Genomic DNA, 22,387 nt, shown 5'->3' on the forward strand with positions numbered 1-22,387 from the left:
TCCTCCGGTCCTCCGCCGGTCGTCCCACCGCGCCCGCACGCACGCCACGAGCACCAGGACGACTTCCCCATGAGCACGAACCCGAAGACCCCCAAGAGCCCCGGCACCCCCGCCACCCCCGAGAACGCCATGGGTGCCAAGGGCTCCAAGAGCTCGAAGAACGCCACCAGGGCGGCCGCCCGCCGGGCCGCCACCGAGCGGATGCGCGAGGAGCGCGAGCGCGCCGAGCGGTCCGCCCGGATCCGCCGCCGCACCGTGGTCGGCGCCGCCTCCGCCGTCGTGCTCGCCCTCGCCGCGGGCGTGGCCTTCGCCGTCGGCGGCTCCTCCGGCTCCGGCGACACCGCGGCCACCGGCCCGCTGGTCACCCCGGCCAACGTGGGCGCCGACGGCACCGTGATCACCTACGGCAAGGCCGACGCCCCGCACACCCTGGAGGTCTACGAGGACTTCCGCTGCCCGTACTGCGAGCAGCTGGAGACCACCACCGGCGCGACCATGCAGCAGCTCGCCGACGCCGGCACGTACAAGATCGAGTACCGCCTGGCGACCTTCCTCGACCAGGGCCTCGGCGGCAAGGGCTCGCGGACCGCGCTGGCCGCCGCCGGTGCGGCGCTCAACGAGGGCGTGGACAAGTTCAAGCAGTTCCACGACGTGCTCTACGCCAACCAGCCCGACGAGCGGAACGACGCCTTCGCCGACGTCAACCACCTGCTCGACCTGGCCGGCCAGGTGCCGGGCCTGAAGACCGACGGCTTCGTCAAGGCGGTCCAGGACGGGACGTACGTGCCGTGGGCCGAGCAGGTCAACAAGGCCTTCGACAAGAGCGGCGTCACCGGCACCCCCACCGTCCGGCTGGACGGCAGGAAGCTCGACGTCTTCTCCGGCGGCGCCCCCGCCACCCCCGAGCGCTTCACCGCGATGGTCGAGCAGGTGACCGGGTGACCTCCGCCGCCCCGGCCCCCTCCCCGGCCGCCGGACCCGCCGCGGGCACCGCCGGGCCGGCCCGCCGCGCCGCCATCGGCGCGAGCCGGCCGTTCGCCCTGCTGCTGGTGATCGGCGGGGCGCTCGGACTGTTCGCCTCCGCCGTCCTCACGCTGGACAAGATCCGGCTGCTGGAGGACCCGTCCTACGTCCCCAACTGCAACATCAACCCGATCATCAGCTGCGGCTCGATCATGCGCAGCGACCAGGCCGAGGCCTTCGGCTTCCCGAACTCGCTGCTGGGCCTGGCCGGCTTCGCCGTCGTCGTCGCGATCGGCGCCGGGCTGCTGGCCGGGGCCGCCTACCGGCGCTGGTTCTGGCTCGGCCTGCAGGCCGGGACGGTGTTCGGCATCGGCTTCGTGAGCTGGCTCATGTACCAGGCGCTGTACCGGATCGGCGCGCTCTGCCCGTACTGCATGGTGGTGTGGGCGGCGATGATCCCGATGTTCTGGTACACCACCCTGCACAACCTCCGCTCCGGCGTCATCCCGGTGCCGCGCGCGCTGCGCCCGGCGGTCCGCGAGGCGGCGCGCTACCACTGGGTGGTCCCGGTGCTCTGGTACGCCGTGATCGCCCTGCTGGTCCTCAACCGCTTCTGGTACTACTGGCGCACGCTGATCTGAGCGGAGGGTCCGCCGCGTGCCCGACCGGCCGGGGGGCGTGACCGGCCGGGTGCGCGACGGCCGGGTGCGCAACGGTCGGGTACGCGACGGTCGGGCGCCGCGGCCGTTCGGAGGGCGGGCCGGCCGCGGGCCGTTCGCACCCGCCCGGCCCGGACGGCCCGCACCCGGGCCGGCACCGGTCGGTTGTTCTGTGCAGTTCATGGGGGCGGACGGACCGGACTGGTCGGGGGCGGGGGCCAGAACATAGGCACGGTCCCCCGTTGTCCGGCCGCGCGCGGATCGGGAAGATCATGGTTGGGGGCGGCGGCCCGCCCCCTGGTACGGCGCCGGCCGGACCGGCACGGTGCGAGCGGCCTCCGGTCGATGCCCCCGCCACGCCGGACCACCGCGACCGACACCCGTTGGAGGAGTCCTTGGACGAGCAGCGGCGGACCACAGTACGGTTCTCGGCCCTCGGTCCCCTCCGGGTCACGGTCGCCGGCCGGCCGGTGTCGTTGGGGCCGCCCAAGCAGCGCCTGGTGCTCGCCATGCTCCTCTGCGCCGCCAACCGCCCCGTCTCGCTGGACCTGCTGACCGAGGCGGTGTGGCAGGACGAGCCCCCGCGGACGGCCCGCAAGAACCTCCACGTCTACGTCTCCGCCCTGCGCAGACTGCTCGGCGACGAGGCCTCGGACACCGGCGAGGGCGGCGGGACCGGCGACGGCGGCCGGGCCCGGATCGTCCACGACTACGGCGGCTACCGCCTGCGGGTGGAGCGGCCCGAGTACGACGTCCTGCGGTTCCAGGACCTCGCCCAGGCCGGCCGGACCGCCGCGACCGCCGGCGAACTCGACGCGTCCGCCGCCCTGTTCCGGCAGGCGGTGGACCTGTGGCAGGGCGATCCGTTCGCCGGACTGCACTGCTCCCCCACCGTCCGCTCCGAAGCCGCCCGGCTGGAGGAGCGCTGCCTCAGCGGCTACGAGGACTGGGCCGAGACGGAGCTCGAACGCGGCGGCGCCATCGCCGCCGTCGCCGAGGGCGTGGCCGAGCTGATCGAACGCCACCCCCTGCGCGAACGGCTCCAGGCGGCCCGGATGAACACCCTGCACGTGCTGGGCCGCCAGGCCGAGGCACTGGCCGCCTACGACCGCTACCGGCAGCTCCTCGCCCGCGAGCTGGGCCTCTCCCCGAGCCCCGCCCTGGAACGGCAGTACCGGCGCATCCTCGCCGCCCGGCCCGGCGGCCGGCCCGGACCGGCCGCCGTGCCCGCCAGAACCGTCCTCCCGCCCGACACCGCGGACTTCACCGGCCGTGCCGAACAGGTGCGCGAACTGCGGGAGGTGCTCGCCGACGGCGGACGGGTGGCCGCCCTGGTGGGACCCGCCGGGATCGGGAAGACCACGCTGGCCGTCCGCATCGCCCACCTCCTCCGGGCCGACTTCCCGGGGGGCCGGCTGCTGGTGCGGTCACGCACCGAGGACGGGGAGCCCCGGCCCTGGCAGGAGGTGCTCGCCGACGTCGCACGGCTGGTCGGCATGGCCGCCGAGCAGTCCGCCGACGACCCCTGCCGGACGATCACCCGCTGGCAGTCCTGGCTGGCCGACCGCAGGGTGCTGCTGATCCTCGACGACGTCCCGGACGAGGCGGTCGCCCGGGCCCTGCTGCCGGCCGACGGCGGCAGTGCCGCCGTGGTCACCTCGCGGGTCCGCCTGGCGGGCCTGACCCCGGTCCACCGGGTCGAACCGCCGCCCTACACACCGGCCGAGGCGCTCGAACTGCTCGGCCGGATCATCGGCCCGGACCGGGTGCGCAGCGACCTCGCGGCCGCCGAGGAGATCGTCGACGCGACCGGGATGCTGCCCCTCGCGGTGCGCGCAGGCGGGCTGAAACTGGCCGTCCTGCGCCACCTCCCGCTGCGCGAGTACGCGGCCCGGCTGGCCGACCCGGACGCGGTGCTCGACGAGCTCGCCGCCGGTGACGTCGCCGTCCGCCCGCACCTCGCCCGCTGCTGGCGGGAGCTGAACCCGTCGGGCCGGGACGCGCTGCTGCGCCTCGCCCGGCTCCCGCTCGGGCGGCCGTTCACCCTCGCCGGGGCGGCCGCCGCGCTCCGCTGCGACGAGGCGGCCGCGCTGCGGGAGCTGGAGGCCCTGATCGGCGCCGGCATGGTGACCTCGCCCGTCGACGAGGTCACCGCGCACCGGGCGGTCTACGCGATGCCGCGGCTGATCCACCTGTACGCGCGGGAGGGCGCCTCCCAGCAGCCGCCCCGACCCCGCGCGTCCCGCACCGGCCCCGCCGACGCCGCCCGCACCCCCCGCCGCCGCATCCCGGTCTCGGTCACCACCCGCCGCGCCCGGTAGCGGAGGGGGCGGGTCGGGGCCGGACGGGGCGGGGCCGGGGGCCGGGGACCGGGCCGCCCGTGCCGGCCGGCTGCTCGGCGCTCCCCCACGACCCGGCGCAGCCGGGGGCCCGCCTCCGGCTGCGGCTCGGGCGTCGGCCACGGCCACGGCGAGCGGCACCGGCCGACGGCAGCGGTGCTCAGGCCAGCCGGCGGTAGCGGCTGCCGTGGAAGACCAGCGGCGGAGCCTGCGGGTCGCCGCCCAGGCCGTGCACGCGGAGCAGGACGATCCGGTGGTCACCGGCGGCGACCTCGCGCTCGACCGAGCAGTCGAACCAGGCACAGGAGCCGTCCAGCAGGACCGCGCCCTCCCCGGTCCGGTGCCAGTCCAGTCCGGCGAAGCGCTCGACGCCGCGCGCGGCCAACTGCCGGCACACCCCCTCCTGACCGCCGCCCAGCACGCTGACGCCGAGCCGGGCGGCGCGGCGCAGCCTCGGCCAGGTCGACGAGGTGAGCGCGGCGCAGACGGAGACCAGCGGCGGGTCCAGCGACACGGTCACGAAGGAGGAGGCGGTCATGCCGACCGGCTCGCCGTCGACCAGCGCCGCCAGTGCGGTCACGCCGGTCGGGAAGGCGCCGTAGACGCGGCGCAGCGCGAGCGGGTCGGCGGTCGGCGCCGCGGGGACGTCGACGGCGGCACCGGCGCCTGGGCCGCTGCCTATCCCCGTCCCTGTCCCGAGGTCGAGGCCGACGCCGGGATCGATCCCCGTTCCCGTGCCGGTGTCGGCGTTCACGGCCGCACCCGTGCCGCGGCCGGACCGCCCGCGCGGCGCAGGGCGCCGGCGAAGGCCGCGGCCGTGGCGGCGTGGTCGGAGTCCGCGCGCGCGGTGTCCGTGATGAAGGTCCGGCATCCGGCGTCGAGGTAACGGGCGAGTTCGGCCTCGACCTTCTCGTGGCTGCCCACGAGGTACGGACAGTAGGTGGCGTAGGTGCGGAACGGGCCCATCCAGTAGGGGCTGTCCGGCCCGCCGGGGAACTCGTCGGAGGCGGAGAGCCGGGCGACCCACTCGGAGTCGGAGACGCTGCGCGCCAGCATCTGCGCGAGCCGGCCGGCCCGGCTCGCCGGGAAGCGTTCGTGGGCCGCGGTCCACGCCTCGTGGTCGGTGTCGCGGGCGATGATCCCGATCCGCACGCCGCCGCCGTCCAGTGCGCCGAGGTCCCCCTCGGTGCCGGGGCCGGAGGGCAGGGGGTAGCGCACCGGGACGGCGCCGAGCTCCCCGGCCGCCCGGCTCCCGGCCTCGGAGGAGCCCGACATGTAGAGCTCGGGCGCCAGTCCGGCGGGCAGGGCGGGGACCATCGGCAGGTCGCGGGCGCGGTAGTAGCGGCCCTCGAAGGTCACCGGGCCGGTGCCGGACAGCAGCCGGACGACCAGCTGCGCGTACTCGGTGAGCCGCAGGTAGCGGTCGTCGTGCGGGGTCTCGTCGCACAGCGCCCTGAGGTCGCCGACGACGCCGCCCGCCACCAGGTTGAGCGCGATCCGGCGGCCGTGCAGCACACCGTAGCTGGCGATCTTCTTGGCGACCGCGTACGGGTGCGCGTAGACCGGCTGCACGGCGACCAGCGGGGCGAAGTGCTCGGTGGCGGTGAGGACCTCCTGGGCGACGACCCAGGGGTCGACGGTGTTGTTGTCGGAGTAGACGAGCGCCCCCCGGAAGCCTGCCTCCTCCGCCAGCCGGGCGGTCCGCCGGACCGTCCCGAGGTAGCCGTCCCGGTCCGCGGTCAGCGGCGGAACGGTCGCGAACAGCCGGAGTTCCGGCGCTTCCTCGGCCACAGGATCACCTCTCGTCGTCGGCCCGACGGGTCTCGGATCGACCCCCACAGTGGGTTGCCCCCAGGGGCCCGTCCAGGTAGGCGGCAGGCAACTTTGCTGCCTGCCCGCCGGGGCCGCGAGCTGCCGCCCTCTTGCCTGTTCGGGCTCGTGAGGGCGCTCCTAGGCTGACCCGGCGTCACCCTCGGGCGCGTGTCGGGCGCCACACGAACGAACGGAGCGCGTCGTGAACGATCCGGTTCCCCTCTCCTACGGCCAGCTGTCGGTCTGGCGCGACGTCCGGCACCTGGAACGGCACCGGTGGCACGAGGCGAACGTCCGGACGGTGTGGATACCGCCCGAGGACGGGGCCGGGGTCACCGTCGCCGAGGTGGAGGACGCCGTCCGCGGGCTCGCGGCACGCCACGAGTCGCTGCGGACCGTCTACGACCTGTCGGACCCCTTCGCGCCGACGCAGCGGGTCCTGCCCGCCCTCGACGGCGTCGCCTCCGACGTGGTCGAGTGCACCGCCGACACCTTCGAGGAGGCGGCGGCCGCGCTGGCGGCCGAGCCCTTCGACCTGACCGCCGCGCCGGCCTGGCGGTTCCGCGTCGCGACCGAGCACGGCCGCCCCCGCGCGGTCGTGGTGGTCAAGCACCACATCGTCGCGGACGGCTGGAGCATCGGCATCCTGGCGGCCGAGTTCCAGGCCGCGCTGGAACGGGGCAAGCCGGTGGACGGCCCGCCGCCGCCCACGCCCCGGGAGCTGGCGCTGTGGCAGCACGCCGCCGGCCGCGGGGCCCGCCGCGCGGCGCTCACCGGGTACTGGGAGCGGATCTTCGGCCTCTCCGCCGCGCAGCTCGGCGCGGCGGGTGGCGGCCCGCAGGACGACTCCGGCCCGCAGAACGGGGACCGGACCGGCGACGAGGCCGGTGCTCGGCCCGGCGGGCCGCGGGGCGGTTCCGCGCCGGGCGAGGCGCACCAGTACACGGTGCGCTCGCGGGAGGCCCACGCCGCCGCGCGGCGGCTCGCCGAGGAGCTCTCCGTGCCGCTGTCCAGCGTGGTGCTGGCCGCCTTCGCCCGGACCGTGGCGCTCGCGGCCGGCCCCGGCGACCTGGTCGGGCAGCTGATGTCCTCCAACCGCTTCGTGCCGCCTTGGAACAGCGTGGTCAGCTCCATGAACCAGTGGGCGACGGCCTCGTTCGACACCGGCCCGGAGGAGTTCGGGCCGTACGCCGGCCACGTCCACACCCGGAGCCTGACGGCCTTCCGGTACGGGATGTACGACGTGGACGAGGTCGACGCGCTGCGCGACTCCGTCCGCCGCGGCCGCGACCCCCACCAGGCGACCTTCGCGTTCAACTTCCTGCCGGGCGAGGCGCCGCCGCCCTGCGCCGACCACGAGTCCGGGCCGGTCCGCGAGGTCCCGTTCTCCCGGATCGGGCACCCCTGCTACCTGCGCGTCACCAACGCGGGCGAGCAGTCGCTCGAACTGCGCCTGCGGACCATGGGGCTCTCCGACGCCCTGACCCTCGACCTCCTCCGGGGGACCGTCGCCCGGCTGGCGGGCTCCGCCATCTGACCGACCGTCAACCCCGCTTCCCCTGCCCGCCGTCCCTGGAGTCGCCCGTGCCCTCCGACCATGTCGTCGTCCTCCACCGGTGGACCGACTCCTACGCCGACTACGCCTCCTACCTGGACCACTCCGAGCACCGGGTCAGCTACGTCACGACCCCGCGCGCCCGGGCCGCACTTCCGGCCGCGGCCGCCGCCGTCGCCGTCGTCCCCAGCACCGAGGACCGCGCCGCGGTGCGGGCCGCCGTCGACCGGCTGACCGCCGAACACGGCTCCCCCGCACGGATCGTCGCGCTGCACGAGGTGGACCTCGACGTCGCCGCCGAGCTCCGCGAGGAGCTGGGCGTGCCCGGCGAGACGCCCGACCGGCTGCGGCCGTTCCGCGACAAGCTGGCGATGGCCCGGCGGCTCGCCGCGCAGGACGTCCCCGTGCCGCCCACCGGCCCCGCCCCGGACCACGCGGCGGTCGCCGCCTTCGCCGACCGGCACGGCTGGCCGGTCATCCTCAAACCGGTGCGAGGGACGGCGAGTTCGCACGTCTCCCGGCTCGACGGGCCGGCCGACCTGGCCGGGTACGCGTTCCCGCCGGGCGTCCCGCTGCTGGTGCAGTCGTACCTGCCGCACGGGATCCTGCACGTCGACGGGGTCGCCGCCGACGGGGACCTGCGGGTCTGGCGCGCCTCGCGCTACCTCAACACCTGCCTGGACTTCACCCACGGGGACGCGCTCGGCTCGGTCGAGATCGACGACCCGGTACTGCTCAAGGCCGTCGGCGAGTTCACCCGGCGCGCCGTCCTGGCGATGTCGGCCGACCCGTGGGTGTTCCACCTCGAACTGTTCGCCTCCGCCGACGGCTCTGAACCGGAGTTCCACGTCCTGGAGGTGGGCGCCCGGCCCGGCGGGGCGGAGATCCCGTTCGTCTGGCGCGAGGTGCACGGCGTCGACCTGATGGCCGCCGCGGTGGACATCCAACTCGGCCGCCCGCTGCCCGCGTTCCCGCACCCCGCCGGTCCGGCCGAGGACGGCGGCGCGGGCGGGTACGGCGGCTGGCTGCTGGTCCCGACCCCGGCCGCGCGCCCGTGCCTGGTCGTCGCGGCGACGCCGCAGACCGGCCTGCCGGACGGGCCGTACGCCGAGCGGCTCCCGGCGCCCGGCAGCCGCCTGGCCGACCTCCCCGGGTACGAGCACTCCGGGGCACGGTTCCGCTTCCGCGGCCGCACCGGCGCCGAGGTGGAACGGGCGGTCACCCGCACCGCCGCCCGGCTCGACTACCGCTGCGAACCGGTCGACCCCTCCCGCCCGCCCCACGTGGTCCTCGTCGGCACCGGCGGCCGCGTCTACCGGGAGTACGCCCTCCGGGACGCGGCGGCGCACGGCCGGGTCTCCACCGTCAACGACGCCCCCGCCGACTGGGAACTGCCCTACCTGGACGGCCACCTGGTCGCGGACACCGGCGACGTCGACGCGCTCACCCGGGCCGTCGCCGAGGCCCTGGCCGGGGACGCGGCACCGGCGGGCCTGCTCACCTGGAGCGAGGTGCTGCTGGAGCGGACCGCCGAGGCCGCCGAGCGGCTCGGGCTCCCGCACATGACCCCGCAGGCCGTCCGCAACTGCCGGGACAAGCTCCGCACCCGGCAGCTGCTGGAGCGGGCCGGGCTGCCGTCCGCGCGCTACGCGGTCGCGCACGGCCTCGACTCGGCGCTCGCGGCCGCGGAGCGGATCGGCTACCCGGTGGTGGTCAAGCCCCGGGCCCTCGCGGGCAGCAGCGGCGTGGTGCTGGCCGGCTCGCCCGACGAACTCGCCGCGCTGCACCGGCACGCCGACCGGGCCGCGTTCGCCGGCCTCGACCCGCTCGACGGACTGCTGATCGAGGAGTACCTGGACGGCCCGGAGATCAGCCTGGACTGCGTGGTCCTCGCGGGCGAGGTGCACTGCGTCAACCTGGCGCGCAAGCGGATCGGCTACCCCCCGTTCTTCGAGGAGGTCGGGCACCTCGTCTCGCCGTGGCACCACGAGCCCTGGGCCGACGAGACGACCGACCTCGTCACCCGGATCCACGCGGCGCTCGGCGTCACCACCGGGGTGACCCACGCCGAACTGCGGCTCACCGCCCGCGGACCGCGCCTGGTGGAGCTCAACGGGCGGCTCGGCGGCGACTACATCCCGCTGCTCGGCCGGCTCGCCACCGGCGTCGACCTCACCGCCGCCGCCATGGACGCGGCACTCGGCCGGGTGCCCGACCTGCGGCCGACCCGGGACGACTGCGCCGAAGTGCGCTTCCTCTACCCCGGGCAGGACGGCACCGTCGCCCGGCTGGACGTCGCCGGAGCACGCGAAGTACCGGGCGTGGAAAGGGTGGTGGCGCTGGCCGAGCCCGGGCAGCAGCTGCTGCTCCCGCCCCGCGGCGTGGTGCCCCGGCTGGCCGCGGTCGTCGCCACCGGCCCCGACGCCGCCGCCTGCGACCGCACCCTGACCGAAGCGCTGAACCGGATCGAAGCAACCATCACCCCCGCCGAGGAGGCGTGAACACGCACATGGACTCCCCCGAAATCACCGGCTCGCCCGAGAACCCCGACTCGCCCGACAACGCCGGCTCGCCCGAAGTCACCCACGTCGTGGTCGGATTCAGCGTCGGACTGCTGAACCAGCTGGAGCGGGTGCTGCCCGCCGGCTCCGTCCTGGTGGTCGAGGAACCGGCGATCTGCGAGGCCCGGGACGTCGCCGGGCAGCTCCCGAGGTTCAACTGCGCGGCCGGGTTCGTCGCGGCCCCCGTCCAGGACGGGGCGGTGCGGCTCGCGGACCACGTCGACCGGCCCGCCGCCGTCCGCGCCGTCCTGCCCGCCCTGGAGTACACGGTCGTCCCGGCCGCCGAACTCGCCGAGGCCTGGGGGCTGCCGAACGGCGGGCCCGCGGCCGTCCGGCTGTTCCGCGACAAGGCCCTGCTGCGCGAGGCCACCCGGCCGGCCGGCGTCGCCCAGCCGGACTGGCAGCGGATCGACGGCCCCGAGGACGTCGCCCGCTTCCGCGACGCGCACGGCGGCGAGTGCGTCCTGAAGCCGACCCACCTCCAGGGCAGCCTCGGCGTCCAACTCCTCGGCCCCGACGACGACATCGACGAGGCCTGGAAGCGGACGGAGGCGGCCGACCAGCCGCACCTGCGCACCCCGCACGCGGGCCAGGCCGGCTACGTGGTCGAGGAGTGGCTACACGGCGGCGAGTTCAGCGTCGAGGCGCTGGTGCACGAGGGCCGCGTCGTGTTCCTCAACACCACCGAGACCCAGCTCTACCCCGGCCCGCACCCCGTCGAGCGGGGCCACATCGTGCCGGCCCCCGCCGGGGCGGCGGCGGAGCCGGCCGTGCACGCGCTGGTCGCCGCGACCGGCTTCCGCACCGGCATCCTGCACGCCGAGTGGATCATCCGCGACGGCGAGCCCCACCTCCTCGAATGCGCCGCCCGGCTCCCCGGCGGCTACATCCCGTTCCTGATCGGACTCGCCTACGGCAGCGACCTGTTCCGCGGCTACCTCGACGTGCTGGAGGGGAAGGCGCCGGAGATGGCCGCGGCCCCGGTCCGGGGAGCGGCGGTCCGCTTCCTGGACGCGGCCCCCGGCGTGGTCCGCGAAGTCCGCGGCGTCGACGCCGCCCAGTCCTCCCCCGGGGTCGAGTACACCTGGGTGTCCGTCGAGCCCGGCGGGACGGTGCCCCCGCTGACCGCCTCGGGCTCCCGGGTCGGCGAGATCGTGGCGTACGGCGCCGACCGGGAGGAGGCCGCGGCCAACGCCCTGGCCGCCGCGACGGCGATCGAGATCGTCGTCGACCCGCTCCCGTAACCCGGCCCACCAGCGACGCGGCCCGGCCCCCGCCGGGCCGCGTCCGCGTTTCCGTTTCCGTTTCCGTTTCCGTTTCCGTTCCCCTGGAAGCGGATCCCGGGGTTCCCCTACTCTCCGGGTGGAGAAATTTCCCGCCTCGCCACCACAAATCGGGAATTCACTCCCACAGGAGGACGGTGCAGGAAGATGCATATCCGTCGACGATGAATCAGCATCCACACATCTTGACCCATTCCATGAGTTCGATCCGGAACAATGAATTCCACCACCGCACCCACGACACAGCATTTGCCAATGGCATGTCAAATAAGCCGGACCCGAGGCGCATCCAACCCTGCATCCCGATGTCTGAATTATCGGACATCGGGAGTACGAGCCGTTCACGGCATAGGGGCCGCTCTCTGCAGCGGTGAGTGCATTCGCCCGCGATGATTGGTCTGCGTAGATCCTAAGCGGAATCCAGGGCTTCGTTATAAAAACGAAACATCGTGGGCTTCCTGCGAACTTTCCGGGGTGAGAGATTTCCCGTCAGGTCAGAGCGATCCTGCCGACCGGCGAATATCTCTCGATTGGAATTCGAATGTTACGGCGACTATCCGCCTCGTCCGCGAGGGCGGGCGGAGTCATGCCCTGGTCCGGAAGGCGCTGCATATCCGCGCTCCTGACACTTGGCCTGCTGGTGCCGAGCGGTGTGGCACTGGAGGCCGTCGCGGTCGCCCCGGCCGCCGGTGCGGCCCCGGCTCCGCAGCCGGTGGCCGGCCCGGCCACCGGGGCGATCGACGAGGCCTCGGCCCTGCTGTCGGCGCGACTGCAGGGGCAGCGCGTCGAAGTCACCGGAGCCCGCAGCGAGTTCACCACACTGTGGGCGAACCCGGACGGAACCCTCACCTCCGAGCGGTCGACCGGCCAGGTCCGGATGAAGTCCGGCAAGGACTGGGTCCCGGTGGACACCTCGCTCGTCCGCACAGCGGACGGCAAGGTGACGCCGAAAGCGCACCCCGGAGGGCTGGTCCTGGACGGCGGCGAGGCCGGGGTGGCGGTGGGCGACAGCCTGCCGGGCGCGGTTCCGCCGTCCGCCCCCGCCGGAGGTGAGCAGCCCCCGGCCGGAGCCGCGCCGGCGGCCGCCCCGCTCCCCGAGCGCCCGCTCGCGAGCTTCGGCTCCGGCGACCGGAAGCTGTCCCTCGGCTGGCTGGGCAGGCTGCCGCAGCCGAAGCTGGAGGGCAGGAAGGCCACGTATGTCGATGCCCGTCCGGGTGTCGACCTCGTCGTGCAGGCGACCCGGACCGGGTTCGAGCAGTCCGTGATCGTGAAGGACCGCTCGGCGGTGGCGCAGGCCGGGACGATCACGATCCCGCTGGACGCCACCGGGCTGACGGTCGCGGCGCAGCCGGACGGCTCCGTCCAGTTGCTGGACAAGGCGACCGGCAAGCCGACCGTGCGGATCCCGGCGCCGGTGATGTGGGACGCCGCGGTCGACGCGGCCTCGATGGAGCACCTGCACCGAGCCCCGGTGACGATGCAGGTGCGCGGCACGGGGGCGGACACCGAGCTGGTGCTCACCCCGGACGCGGCGTTCCTGGCCGACGCCAGGACGCAGTACCCGGTGACCATCGACCCGCCGGTGGACGTCTTCGGCACCTTCGACACCTACGTCCAGACGGACGAGGCCGGGGACGTCTCCTCCGCGGACGAGCTCAAGGTCGGCAGTTACGACGGCTCGGTGAAGGCGCGTTCGTTCCTGACGGTCCCGGGCGGCGGGTTCAACGGGAAGCAGATCATCGGCGCCACGCTGAACCTCTTCAACCACCACTCCTCCTCCTGCGTGCCCAAGCAGTGGGAGGTGTGGAACGCGGGCGGCGCCGGCCCGTGGGCCCGCTGGAACAACCAGCCCCAGTGGGGGCAGATGTGGGTGCGCTCGTACGACACCTACGACATCGACCCGTGGGACAAGCACCACTGCACGGCCGAGGACGGCTCCGCATGGGCCAAGGCCGACGTCACGGGGATGATCCGCTACTTCGCCGGGAACGGCTTCGCCGAGTACGGCATAGGCCTGAAGGCGGCCGACGAGAACAGCCCGCTGTCCTGGAAGCGGTTCGGCTCCTCCGAGAGCGACACCCCGCCCTTCCTGTCGATCACCTACAACACCGTGCCGTCCGCCCCCGCCGGTGTGGAGATCCAGCCGTCCCAGCCCGGCGAGCCGCGGTACACCAGCTCCACCACGCCGCGCTTCCTGGTCCGCGCCGACGACGCCGACAACGGCACGGTCGGCGTGAACGTCGACCTCTGGCGGAACGGCGGCTTCGTCAACAGCATCTACCGGCAGGTCCCGGCCAACACCTACCTGCAGGTCACCCCGGCCGACCTCGGGGTGGCGAAGCTGGACGAAGGAGTGCCGTACGCGGTGTGGGCGCGGGTGTCGGACGCCACCTCCGCCTCGGCGTGGACGGGCACCAGCCTCGTGGCCGACACCACGGCCCCCGGCGCGCCGGTCGTCACCTCGGCGGACTACCCGTCGGACGGGCTCTGGCACGGCGCGGCCAACGCGGCCGGATCGTTCACCTTCACGCCGCCCGCCGGGACCGCCGACCTGGCCGCGTACGTCTACACGCTGGACGGCGGCACGCCGGTCACCGTCAACGCCACCGCGGGCCTCACAACCGGCATCACGCCGGCCACCGAGGGCCGGCGCGTGCTGAGCGTGCAGACCAAGGACCGGGCGGGCAACCTCTCCCCGGCCACCGAGTACGTCTTCCACGTCGGCCAGGCCGGCCTGACGTCGCCGACCAACGGCACCCAGTCCGCCAAGCGCGTCAAGCTGTCGGTCGACGCGCAGTCGCAGTTCAAACGGGTGGTCTACCAGTACCGTCGCGGCCCCGGCGCCACCGAGTACGCGGTGCCCCGGGTCAACCTCGCCAAGGCCGACAACACGGCCGTCACCGAGGACAAGCCGCGCCTGGCGGACCTCGGCCCGCACGCCGACTGGAACGTCCTCGACACCCTGGGCAACGTCGGCGGCGTCGTCCAGATCCGCGCTCTCCTCTTCCCCGAGGACGGTTCGGGCAACGGCTACGCGACCGCCTGGAACACCATCACCGTCGACCGCAACGCCGACGGCGCCGCGAGCACGCGGGCGGGCCCCGGCTCCGTGAACCTGCTCACCGGCGACTACTCCACCAGCACGACCGACACCACCGAGTTCGGCATGTCGGTGGGCCGGACCGCCTCCTCGCGGGGCACGGACCGCGGCTGGCAGCCGCAGGGCGAGCGCCTGACGCTCAACCAGCGACAGGTGGGCACCGACACGGCGGGCTTCACCGCCGGCCCGGCCGGCCTCAGCCGCTCGACCGCCCGCGGCCACGACAGCTCCACCGACTCACTGCTGCTCAAGCCCGTCGGCAACCCCAGCTCCTTCGCGGCGATCGGCCCGGAGTACACCCTCGCCCAGGGCATGAAGCCGGGCCGCACCTACCGCCTGACCGGCTGGATCCACGTCCCCGGCACGACCGGTCTCAACCCCGACCGCGCCGACATCGGTCTGCGCCTGCAGGGCGTCCACCGCACCTCGGCCGGCTACGGCGAAGTGCTGTCCCCGAAGGCGTCGTTCACGGACGGCTGGCAGCAGCTGACCGTCGACATGACCGTCCCCAAGGACGCCACCGAGGCCTGGTTCCGCCTCATCAACGGCTTCACCGCGCCGGAGAAGGAGGTGTTCTTCGACGACCTGTCGCTGAAGGAGATCGTCGCGCCGTTCGGCCCGCAGTGGGCCGGCGGCCCCGACGCCGGCACCGGCTCCGACTACCGCTCGCTGTCCTTCCCGCAGTCCGACCTCGTCGAGATCAAGGGCAACGACGACACCTCACTCACCTTCGCCAAGGGCACCGACGGCACCCTGTTCCCGGAGCCCGGCGCCGAGTCACTCACGCTCAAGGCCGTCCCCGCAGCCTCCGGCGCCCTGGTACTGAACTCCTCCGGCCAGTGCCTGGAGGCCCCGAACGGCACGGCCGGAAACGGCGTCACACTGCAGCAGGCGCCCTGCACCGGCGGCGCCAACCAGCAGTGGACCCGCGGCGACGACCTGACGCTGCGCCTGCTCGGCTACTGCCTGGACAACCCGTGGGGGCAGATCGACAACGGCACGCAGCTGGTCCTGTGGGGCTGCAACGCGGGTGTCAACCAGCAGTGGGAGGTCCGCACCGACGGCCTGGTCGCCAACCGGCACTCGGGCAAGTGCCTGGACACCAACCTGGGTGCCTCGGTCTGGGTGTGCTGGGCCGGTCCGAACCAGGTCTGGGACGTGCAGACCGCCGGCACCGTCTACGAGCTGTCCGAGCTGGACGGGACCAAGACCATTTTCGCCCGCCAGGCGGGGTCGAACATCTACCAGGTGGTGAGCGAGACCGGCCCGGGCGCCGCCTCGGCCACCCGCTACCAGTACGACACCACCGACGGCCGATCCCTGGTCAAGCGCGTCATCCCGCCGGTCGAGCCAGGCGTCGACGACACCAACCGCTGCACCGTGACCCCGCTGCCGCGCGGCTGCGAGGTCATGGAGTACGACTACGCCAAGGCCACCACGGCCACGGCGACCGCCCCCGGCGACTTCCTCGACCGCGTCAAGGCCGTCAAGGTCTGGTCGTGGAACCCGGCCACCTCCAAGGAGGAGGCCGTCGAGGTCGCACGCTACGCCTACGACGACAAGGGCCGCCTCACCGAGACCTGGGACCCGCGCCCGGCCCAGCCGCTGAAGACCGCGTACGGCTACGACGAGGCGGGCCGGGTCACCCGGATCACCCCGGCCGGCCAACTGCCGTGGAACCTCGACTACGGGAAGGCCGCCACCGACCAGGACCCGGGACGCCTGCTGAAGGTCCGCCGCGCCGCCCTGACCCAGGGCAGCAAGGACCAGGTCAGCGGCGAGACGGCGACCAGCGTCGTCTACGAGGTCCCGCTCACCCGCGGTACGGGCGGCCCGTATGACCTGGGCGGCGCGGACGTGGCCGCATGGGCGCAGACCGACGCGCCCACCGACGCCACCGCCGTGTTCGGCCCGGAGGACGACCCCGGCACCACCACCGCCACGGCGGCCAAGCCCGGCCCGGACGGCTACAGGCCGGCGACCGTGTCCTATCTGAACGCCTCCGGTCAGGAGGTCAACACCGCGAGCCCGTCCGTCACTTCGGGAGGTGACATCGACACCAAGGAGTACGACCGTTACGGTCATGTGGTGCGCACCCTGGAGGCCACCAACCGCTCGATCGCCCTGGGCACCCACCCGGACGCCGCCCGGTACGCGGCCGAACTGAACCTCCCGACCGGCTCCGCCGACCGTGCCCGGCTGCTCGACTCGCGCACCGTCTACACCGCGGACGGCCTGGACGTGACCGAGACCCTCGGCCCGGCCTACCGCGCCTCACTCACCGAGCAGGTCGCCGGCCAGACCCACCCCGTGACGGTCAGCTGGGAGGCGGAGAAGCTGCCGCAGCTCGGCGCGACCGCGCCGGTGCGGGTGATCAACGACAACAACGCCCTGGTCTGGTCCGGCGGAGCGCAGCTCAGCCTGGCCGGCACCCAGGCCGGGGCGTCCGACACCATGCGCGTCAGCGTGACCGAGGAGGGCGACTACCTCCTGTCCGGCCAGCTGACCCGCTTCAACGACCACGGCATCGTCCAGTTCGCGATCGACGGCCAGAACCTCGGCCAGCCGATCGACACCTTCGACGCCAACACGGCCGGCTCGACCGCCCCGTACACGGTGGGCCAGACGGTCCGCCTGGCGCGCGGCGACCACCAGTTGAAGGTCACGGTCACCGGCACCAACGCGGGCACCCAGGGCGAGCGCTACCACGCCGGCCTGGACACCGTCACCCTGACCAAGGCCACCGTCAACCCCACCCTCCCGGCCGGTACTTCCGTAGTGGCGCGGGACCACAACACCACCACCTACGACGAAGGGAAGCCCGACGGCCAGGCCTACCACCTGGTCACCACCGCCACCGACGGCGCCCGCATCGACGGCTACGCCGACGACGCCGAGGTGCGGGTCACCAGGACCGGCTACGGCACCCCGATCGGCGGCACCTCCGGCTGGACGTTGAAGAAGCCCACCTCGGTCACCACCGACGCGCTCGGCGCCAAGCTCACCACCAGCACCCGCTACGACGCCCAGGGCCGCACCGAGGAGGTCCGGGTCCCCGGCTCCGACAGCGTGGACGCCTCCACCGTGAAGTCGGCGTACTACACGTCCGGTGCGAACGCCGCCGACGCGGCCTGCGCCAACCGCCCCGAGTGGGCCGGGCAGGCGTGCACGACCGGCCCCGGCGCGGCCGTGACCGGCGCCGACGCGGCCCGGATGCCGACCACCCTCCCGGTCAAGCAGATCACCCGGTACTCGCGCAGCGGAAAGCCCGAGGAGGTCGTCGAGACCAACGCGGGCAAGACCCGTCGGACGGTGAACGCCTACGACGCGATCGACCGGACCGTCTCCACCGAGGCCACCGGCGACGAGGGCCAGACTGTGCCGAAGGCCGTCACCGAGTACGACCCGGCGACGGGCGCGGCCGTGAAGACCACGGCAGCCGGCAAGTCGGTCACCACGGTCAGCGACGTCCTCGGCCGGACCATCTCCTACACCGACGCCGACGGCGCCGTGACCACCACCGAGTACGACAGGTTCGGCAAGCCGGTCAAGTCCACCGACCCCACCGGCACCACCACCTACACCTACGACCGCACCAAGGAACCCCGTGGCCTGCTCACCTCCGTGAACGACAGCAAGGCGGGCGAGTTCACGGCGAAGTACAGCCCCGACGGCCAGCTCGTCGAGCAGGCCTACCCCGGCGGCATCGTCCGCAAGGACACCCTGAACGCCTCCGGCAAGGCCGTCGCCCGCACCTACACCCGCACCTCCGACGGCAAGGTCGTCTGGGCACAGAACGAGGAACTCTCCACCCAGGGCCAGGTGACGAAGGACACCAGCACCAACGGCCTCAAGTCCTACGGCTACGACCGCCTCGGCCGCCTGACCAAGGCCGAGCACTCCACGGTCGCCGCCGGCTGCACCACCCGCACCTACTCCTACGACGCCCACTACAACCGCACCGCGAAGACGGTCTCCGGTCCGGCCGGTGACGGCACCTGCACCACCGCCGGCGCCACCACCACCGCGTCCACCTACGACAGCGCCGACCGGGCCACCGACGCGGGCTACACCTACGACGCGTTCGGCCGCACGCTCACCACGCCGACCGGCACGGTCCTCGGCTACCGGGTCGACGACCTGGTCGCCTCCCAGGAGACCGCGACCACGAAGCAGACGTGGACCCTCGACCCCGCCGGCCGCCTCAACGGCAGTACCACCGCCACCAAGCAGCCCAACGGCACCTGGTCCACCACCGCCACCAAGCTCAACCACTACGGCGGCGCCAGCGACAGCCCGCGCTGGACCACCGAGAACGCCGGCGCCTGGACCCGCAACATCCCGGGCACCGACGGAGACCTGTCCGCGACCGTCACCAACACCGGGACCGTCAAGCTCCAACTCACCGACCTCTTCGGCTCGGTGGTCCTCGTCACCGACCCGGCCCTGACCGCCCCCGTCCTCCTCGACGCCGACGAGTACGGCAACCCGGCCGCAGGCCAGGCGGCCACCCGCTACGGCTGGCTCGGCGCCAAGCAACGCTCCGCCGAGGCCCAGGACGGCGTCGTCCTCATGGGCGTCCGCCTCTACAACCCGGCCACCGGCCGCTTCCTCTCCACCGACCCGGTCCCGGGAGGCAGCGCCAACGCCTACGAGTACAACTACGCCGACCCGATCAACCGCTACGACCTCGACGGACGGAAGAGCTGGGTCAAGAAGGCCGTGAACTGGGCCTGGAAGAACCGGGGAACGATCGCAACCGTGGCAGCGACGACCGGCTGCCTCATCCCAGCAGTCGGGTGGGCCTCATGCGCGGTCGCCACGGGTGTTGCGCTTGGGGTTCGTGTAACGCAACGAGTTCAGAATCAGGGATTCAGGTCCAGCTTGAAGCAGAACGCAATGGATACCCTCTTCACGGGTGCCACCTTCGGGATTGGCACAGCCTTCAGGTGGGGCCAGCACGGCGGGAAGCTCTCACGTTGGAGGGAACGCGGCGACGCTCCCAGCTTCTTTAAGGCCAGGACCGAAGTAACCAAATCCGGTGAGCGTGTACCAAACCCGTTGTCGGCCTGGAACCTCAGCAGTGTTACGCCCTGGATGGCCACAATGGCGCAGGCGATGCCCGGCGTTGTCCACGCCCTTGGCCACGGACGGAAGGACCTCAACTGGTAGAACACCGCTCGTGATGTAGCGGAACAGTCAGGCTGTCGATTTTATGCGGCCGTGGGGAATACGTGACTCGGATTCCCCACGGCCGCGGCCCTGTTCGAGATCCAATAAGCGAGACCTGAAAGGTGTGATGGTTGTGGCGGTTCCGAGGAGGGCCAGGCAGAGCTTTCGTAGCCCTTGGATGTGTGTGCACTTTCTCATCGGGTTCGTTGCGCTGGCCACTGCCACGGGCGGACTGATGGCAATGTCCGAATCTGCCGACTATGTCTCATTAGTCTTGATTGGCACCCCAGGAGTCTGGTTGACGTTTCGGGTTCCATTCTGTCGTACTGTCGTATCCTCTGAGAGCGTGATCTACCACGGCCTCTTCGCCACGAGGCGAGTGCGGTGGGAGGAGGTGGCGAACGTGGAGAAGGGGATCGTTGGGGGCGCCTTGGCTGCCTCCTATTTCCCTGTCCTCGACCTGGCCTCAGGGAAGAAGGTCGAGCTGCTGATGCTCGCCGGGTACGGCGAGGAGAATCGGCGAGTCCTACGAAGCATAGGAGTGATGACCGAACTGCTTGCCGGGCGCCGAGGCGGCCCCGGTATGGATTGATCCGAGCTTCCTCACTGTGAGCCGATTCGAAGTTAGTCCGACCAGGAATTCATTTCGGGGCACCCGCAGTGAGGCCATGCAAGGCAACACCGAACTCGCCCTCCGTAGAACTGGTAACAGGATCTTGCTGATCGTTGCTGGTGGGGCGTGACCGATGTGACGATTCGTCCGTTCGTGATGGTGTGAGCAACAAGCCGTGGATCGTGGGCGACGACCTGTGGGCCCGGATCGAGCCCCTGTTGCCGGAGTGGCCGGAGCGGTCGCCGGGGCCGCGTCCGGTGAACGACCGGCGCTGTCTGCAGGGCGTCCTGTTCGTGCTGCACGCCGGCATCCAGTGGGAGTATCTGCTGCAGGAGCTCGGCTTCGGCTCGGGCATGACCTGCTGGCAGAGGCTCGCGACCTGGAACGAGGTCGGCGTGTGGGACCGGCTCCACCTGGTGCTGCTGCGAAGGCTCCGGTCCGCCGGACAGCTCGACTGGTCCAGGGCGGTGATCGACTCCACCCATGTCCGGGCCTCTCGGCCGGTCCCCAAAGCGGACCCGGCCCGGTCGACCGCGCGCGACCGGGCAGCAAGCACCACGTCCTCGTCGACGGCCGGGGCATCCCGCTCGCGGTGTCGCTGACCGGCGGCAACCGCAACGACGTCACCAGAAGAGGCGTACTCCGTGGGCACTCGCCTACCTCCTGATCGGACTGGTGTGCCTGCTGATCGCCGTCTCCGTGGCGGCTTCCGCCACCAGGGTCGACGACCTCATCCCCATCGTCATCACCGGAGACAGGGAGCCGAGCCGAACCGGCGAGTCGAGCAGCTCGTGGCCGAATGGAGAAGGTGCGGACGTCCCCCGTTCCGTCCCGGCAGACAGGCGTGTGAGGAACGAGGAGGTGCGGGCCGGAACTCTCGACGACCTGGAAGTCGTCGGGGAAGACGATGTCGTAGAGCTGCTCGACCGCGACCATCAGGCCGACGGTGGCCATCGAGTTCAGCCCGGCGTCGGCGAGGGGGGACGTCCGGTTCGAGCTCGCCCTCGAAGGAGGCGGCGGTGAGGACGTCGCACAGGAGGTCCTCGTCGACCGTGCCGGACGCGGTCAGCGGCCACTCGTCGACCACGACCACCACCACCGGCACCTGGACCCGCAACATCCCGGGCGCCGACGAAGACCTGTCCGCGACCGTCACCAACACCGGGACCGTCGAGCTCCAACTCACCGACCTCTTCGGCTCGGTGGTGCTCGTCACGGACCCGGCCCTGACCGCCCCCGTCCTCCTCGACGCCGACGAGTACGGCAACCCGGCCGCAGGCCAGGCGGCCACCCGCTACGGCTGGCCCGGCGCCAAGCAACGCTCCACCGAAGCCCAGGACGGCATCGTCCTCATGGGCGTCCGCCTCTACAACCCGGCCACCGGCCGCTTCCTCTCCGTCGACCCCGTCCCCGGCGGCAACGCCAACGCCTACGACTACGTCTACGGCGACCCAGTGGGACAGTACGACCTCGACGGCCGTAAGTGCTGGAAGGGGTTTGGCTGGGCTTGCAGCGCCGGCAACCAAGTACAGAAGCACTGGCGGGGAATCGCCCAGGTCGGAGTGACGGGAGTAGCTGTCGTAGCCGGCGCGGCGTGCGTAGCGGCGACGGCTGGCATCTGCGGTGGCGCGATCGCCGGCTATGCCATTGCGGCGGGAATCGGCGCTTCAGCAGGTGTGGCGAACTACCGGATCGGGACCGAGAAGCGAAGCACAACGGGATACGTTCAGGCCGCTCTGACTGGTATCGGTAACAATCTCGGGGGCATGCACGCCGGACGGGTGATGCTGCGCTCATCGGCATCGGTGAGGCTTCAGGGCTCCTTCACAACTCTCGTGAGGAAGCCCGTCAGGCTCCGCTTCTGGCGCCTATAGTGAAATCCGGTCGGACGCCCGTGCGATTCGGAGCGGGCGTCCGACCCCTCAGGAAGGACAGGTCGATGACTTTCTTTCAGATCATCGTGGCACTGATGAGGCGGAAGTCACTGTATGGACTGATTGTCGCTTATGTTCTTTTGGCTCTTATTTTTGCACCTCTGGCAGAGAAATCTCAACTCCTTCTGGTGATTCCGGCGGTGATCGTTGCGGTAACTTTCGCTCCGCTGTTGAAGTCGACTTTGAAGCGCAAGTCGGACGACGGTGAAAGTGGCTAGGGACGTGCCTCAGTAGCTGGCAAGCGGCCGAGCGGTCGTGATCGGCGGGAGCGGTCGTCGGTCGCTCGGGCGCGCCCTACCGCCTTCCGCCTCGGATAGATGCGGTGGCAGACCTCGTTCTCCGCCACGAACCGGGCGGAAGGACCTGAACTGGTAGACATCGATCGAAGTGACCTGA

At 72.5% G+C, this 22,387-nt stretch carries 12 protein-coding genes and 1 pseudogene; 11 read left to right on the forward strand and 2 right to left on the reverse strand.

From position 1 onward, the window contains the following. Positions 1–69: 69 nt before the first annotated feature. The 3 genes from OG550_RS04610 (at position 70) to OG550_RS04620 (ending at position 3,943) form a co-directional block, all read left to right on the forward strand. The gene (locus OG550_RS04610; RefSeq protein ID WP_327674795.1) at positions 70–942 is read left to right on the forward strand and encodes a DsbA family protein; all 873 of its coding nucleotides are present in this window, start codon (positions 70–72) and stop codon (positions 940–942) included. Then, a complete protein-coding gene (locus OG550_RS04615) occupies positions 939–1,604 on the forward strand; it encodes a vitamin K epoxide reductase family protein (RefSeq protein WP_442905923.1) in 666 nt (221 codons plus the stop codon). Before OG550_RS04610 ends, OG550_RS04615 begins: the two co-directional genes overlap by 4 nt. Positions 1,605–2,017: 413 nt before the next feature. Beyond that, positions 2,018–3,943 carry an AfsR/SARP family transcriptional regulator gene (locus OG550_RS04620; RefSeq protein WP_327674797.1) on the forward strand — a complete coding sequence of 642 codons (1,926 nt, stop codon included), beginning with the start codon at positions 2,018–2,020 and terminating at the stop codon, positions 3,941–3,943. 178 nt (positions 3,944–4,121) lie between these two features. Here the strand turns inward: OG550_RS04620 and OG550_RS04625 are convergent, their stop codons facing one another. Continuing rightward, positions 4,122–4,715 carry a flavin reductase family protein gene (locus OG550_RS04625; protein ID WP_327674799.1) on the reverse strand — a complete coding sequence of 198 codons (594 nt, stop codon included), beginning with the start codon at positions 4,713–4,715 and terminating at the stop codon, positions 4,122–4,124. Further along, positions 4,712–5,752 (reverse strand): LLM class flavin-dependent oxidoreductase, encoded by a 1,041-nt coding sequence (locus tag OG550_RS04630; RefSeq protein ID WP_327674801.1) that lies wholly within the window; start codon positions 5,750–5,752, stop codon positions 4,712–4,714. Before OG550_RS04630 ends, OG550_RS04625 begins: the two co-directional genes overlap by 4 nt. 223 nt (positions 5,753–5,975) lie before the next feature. Between OG550_RS04630 and OG550_RS04635 the strand changes: the two genes are divergently transcribed. From OG550_RS04635 to OG550_RS04670, 8 genes and pseudogenes are all read left to right on the forward strand, one after another. Further along, entirely contained in the window at positions 5,976–7,310 is a 1,335-nt protein-coding gene (locus OG550_RS04635) for a condensation domain-containing protein (RefSeq protein WP_327674803.1), read from the forward strand. A 47-nt stretch (positions 7,311–7,357) separates the two neighbouring features. Next, positions 7,358–9,829, forward strand: coding sequence for an ATP-grasp domain-containing protein (locus OG550_RS04640; RefSeq protein ID WP_327674805.1), 2,472 nt, complete (start codon positions 7,358–7,360; stop codon positions 9,827–9,829). An 8-nt stretch (positions 9,830–9,837) separates the two neighbouring features. Continuing rightward, a complete protein-coding gene (locus tag OG550_RS04645) occupies positions 9,838–11,133 on the forward strand; it encodes an ATP-grasp domain-containing protein (RefSeq protein ID WP_327674807.1) in 1,296 nt (431 codons plus the stop codon). A gap of 679 nt (positions 11,134–11,812) precedes the next feature. Next, positions 11,813–19,444, forward strand: coding sequence for a ricin-type beta-trefoil lectin domain protein (locus OG550_RS04650; RefSeq protein WP_327674809.1), 7,632 nt, complete (start codon positions 11,813–11,815; stop codon positions 19,442–19,444). 241 nt (positions 19,445–19,685) lie between these two features. Beyond that, positions 19,686–20,036: a PH domain-containing protein gene (locus OG550_RS04655; RefSeq protein ID WP_327683687.1), complete on the forward strand. Its 351-nt coding sequence runs from the start codon at positions 19,686–19,688 to the stop codon at positions 20,034–20,036. Between the two features lie 182 nt (positions 20,037–20,218). Then, positions 20,219–20,688: pseudogene (locus tag OG550_RS04660) on the forward strand (IS5 family transposase); the annotation flags it as partial. 421 nt (positions 20,689–21,109) lie between these two features. Beyond that, the gene (locus OG550_RS04665) at positions 21,110–21,931 is read left to right on the forward strand and encodes an RHS repeat-associated core domain-containing protein (protein WP_327674811.1); all 822 of its coding nucleotides are present in this window, start codon (positions 21,110–21,112) and stop codon (positions 21,929–21,931) included. Positions 21,932–21,996: 65 nt separating this feature from the next. Beyond that, positions 21,997–22,209 carry a hypothetical protein gene (locus tag OG550_RS04670; protein WP_327674813.1) on the forward strand — a complete coding sequence of 71 codons (213 nt, stop codon included), beginning with the start codon at positions 21,997–21,999 and terminating at the stop codon, positions 22,207–22,209. Positions 22,210–22,387 lie beyond the last annotated feature (178 nt).

The organism is Kitasatospora sp. NBC_00458 (assembly GCF_036013975.1).
Taxonomy (GTDB): Bacteria; Actinomycetota; Actinomycetes; order Streptomycetales; family Streptomycetaceae; genus Kitasatospora.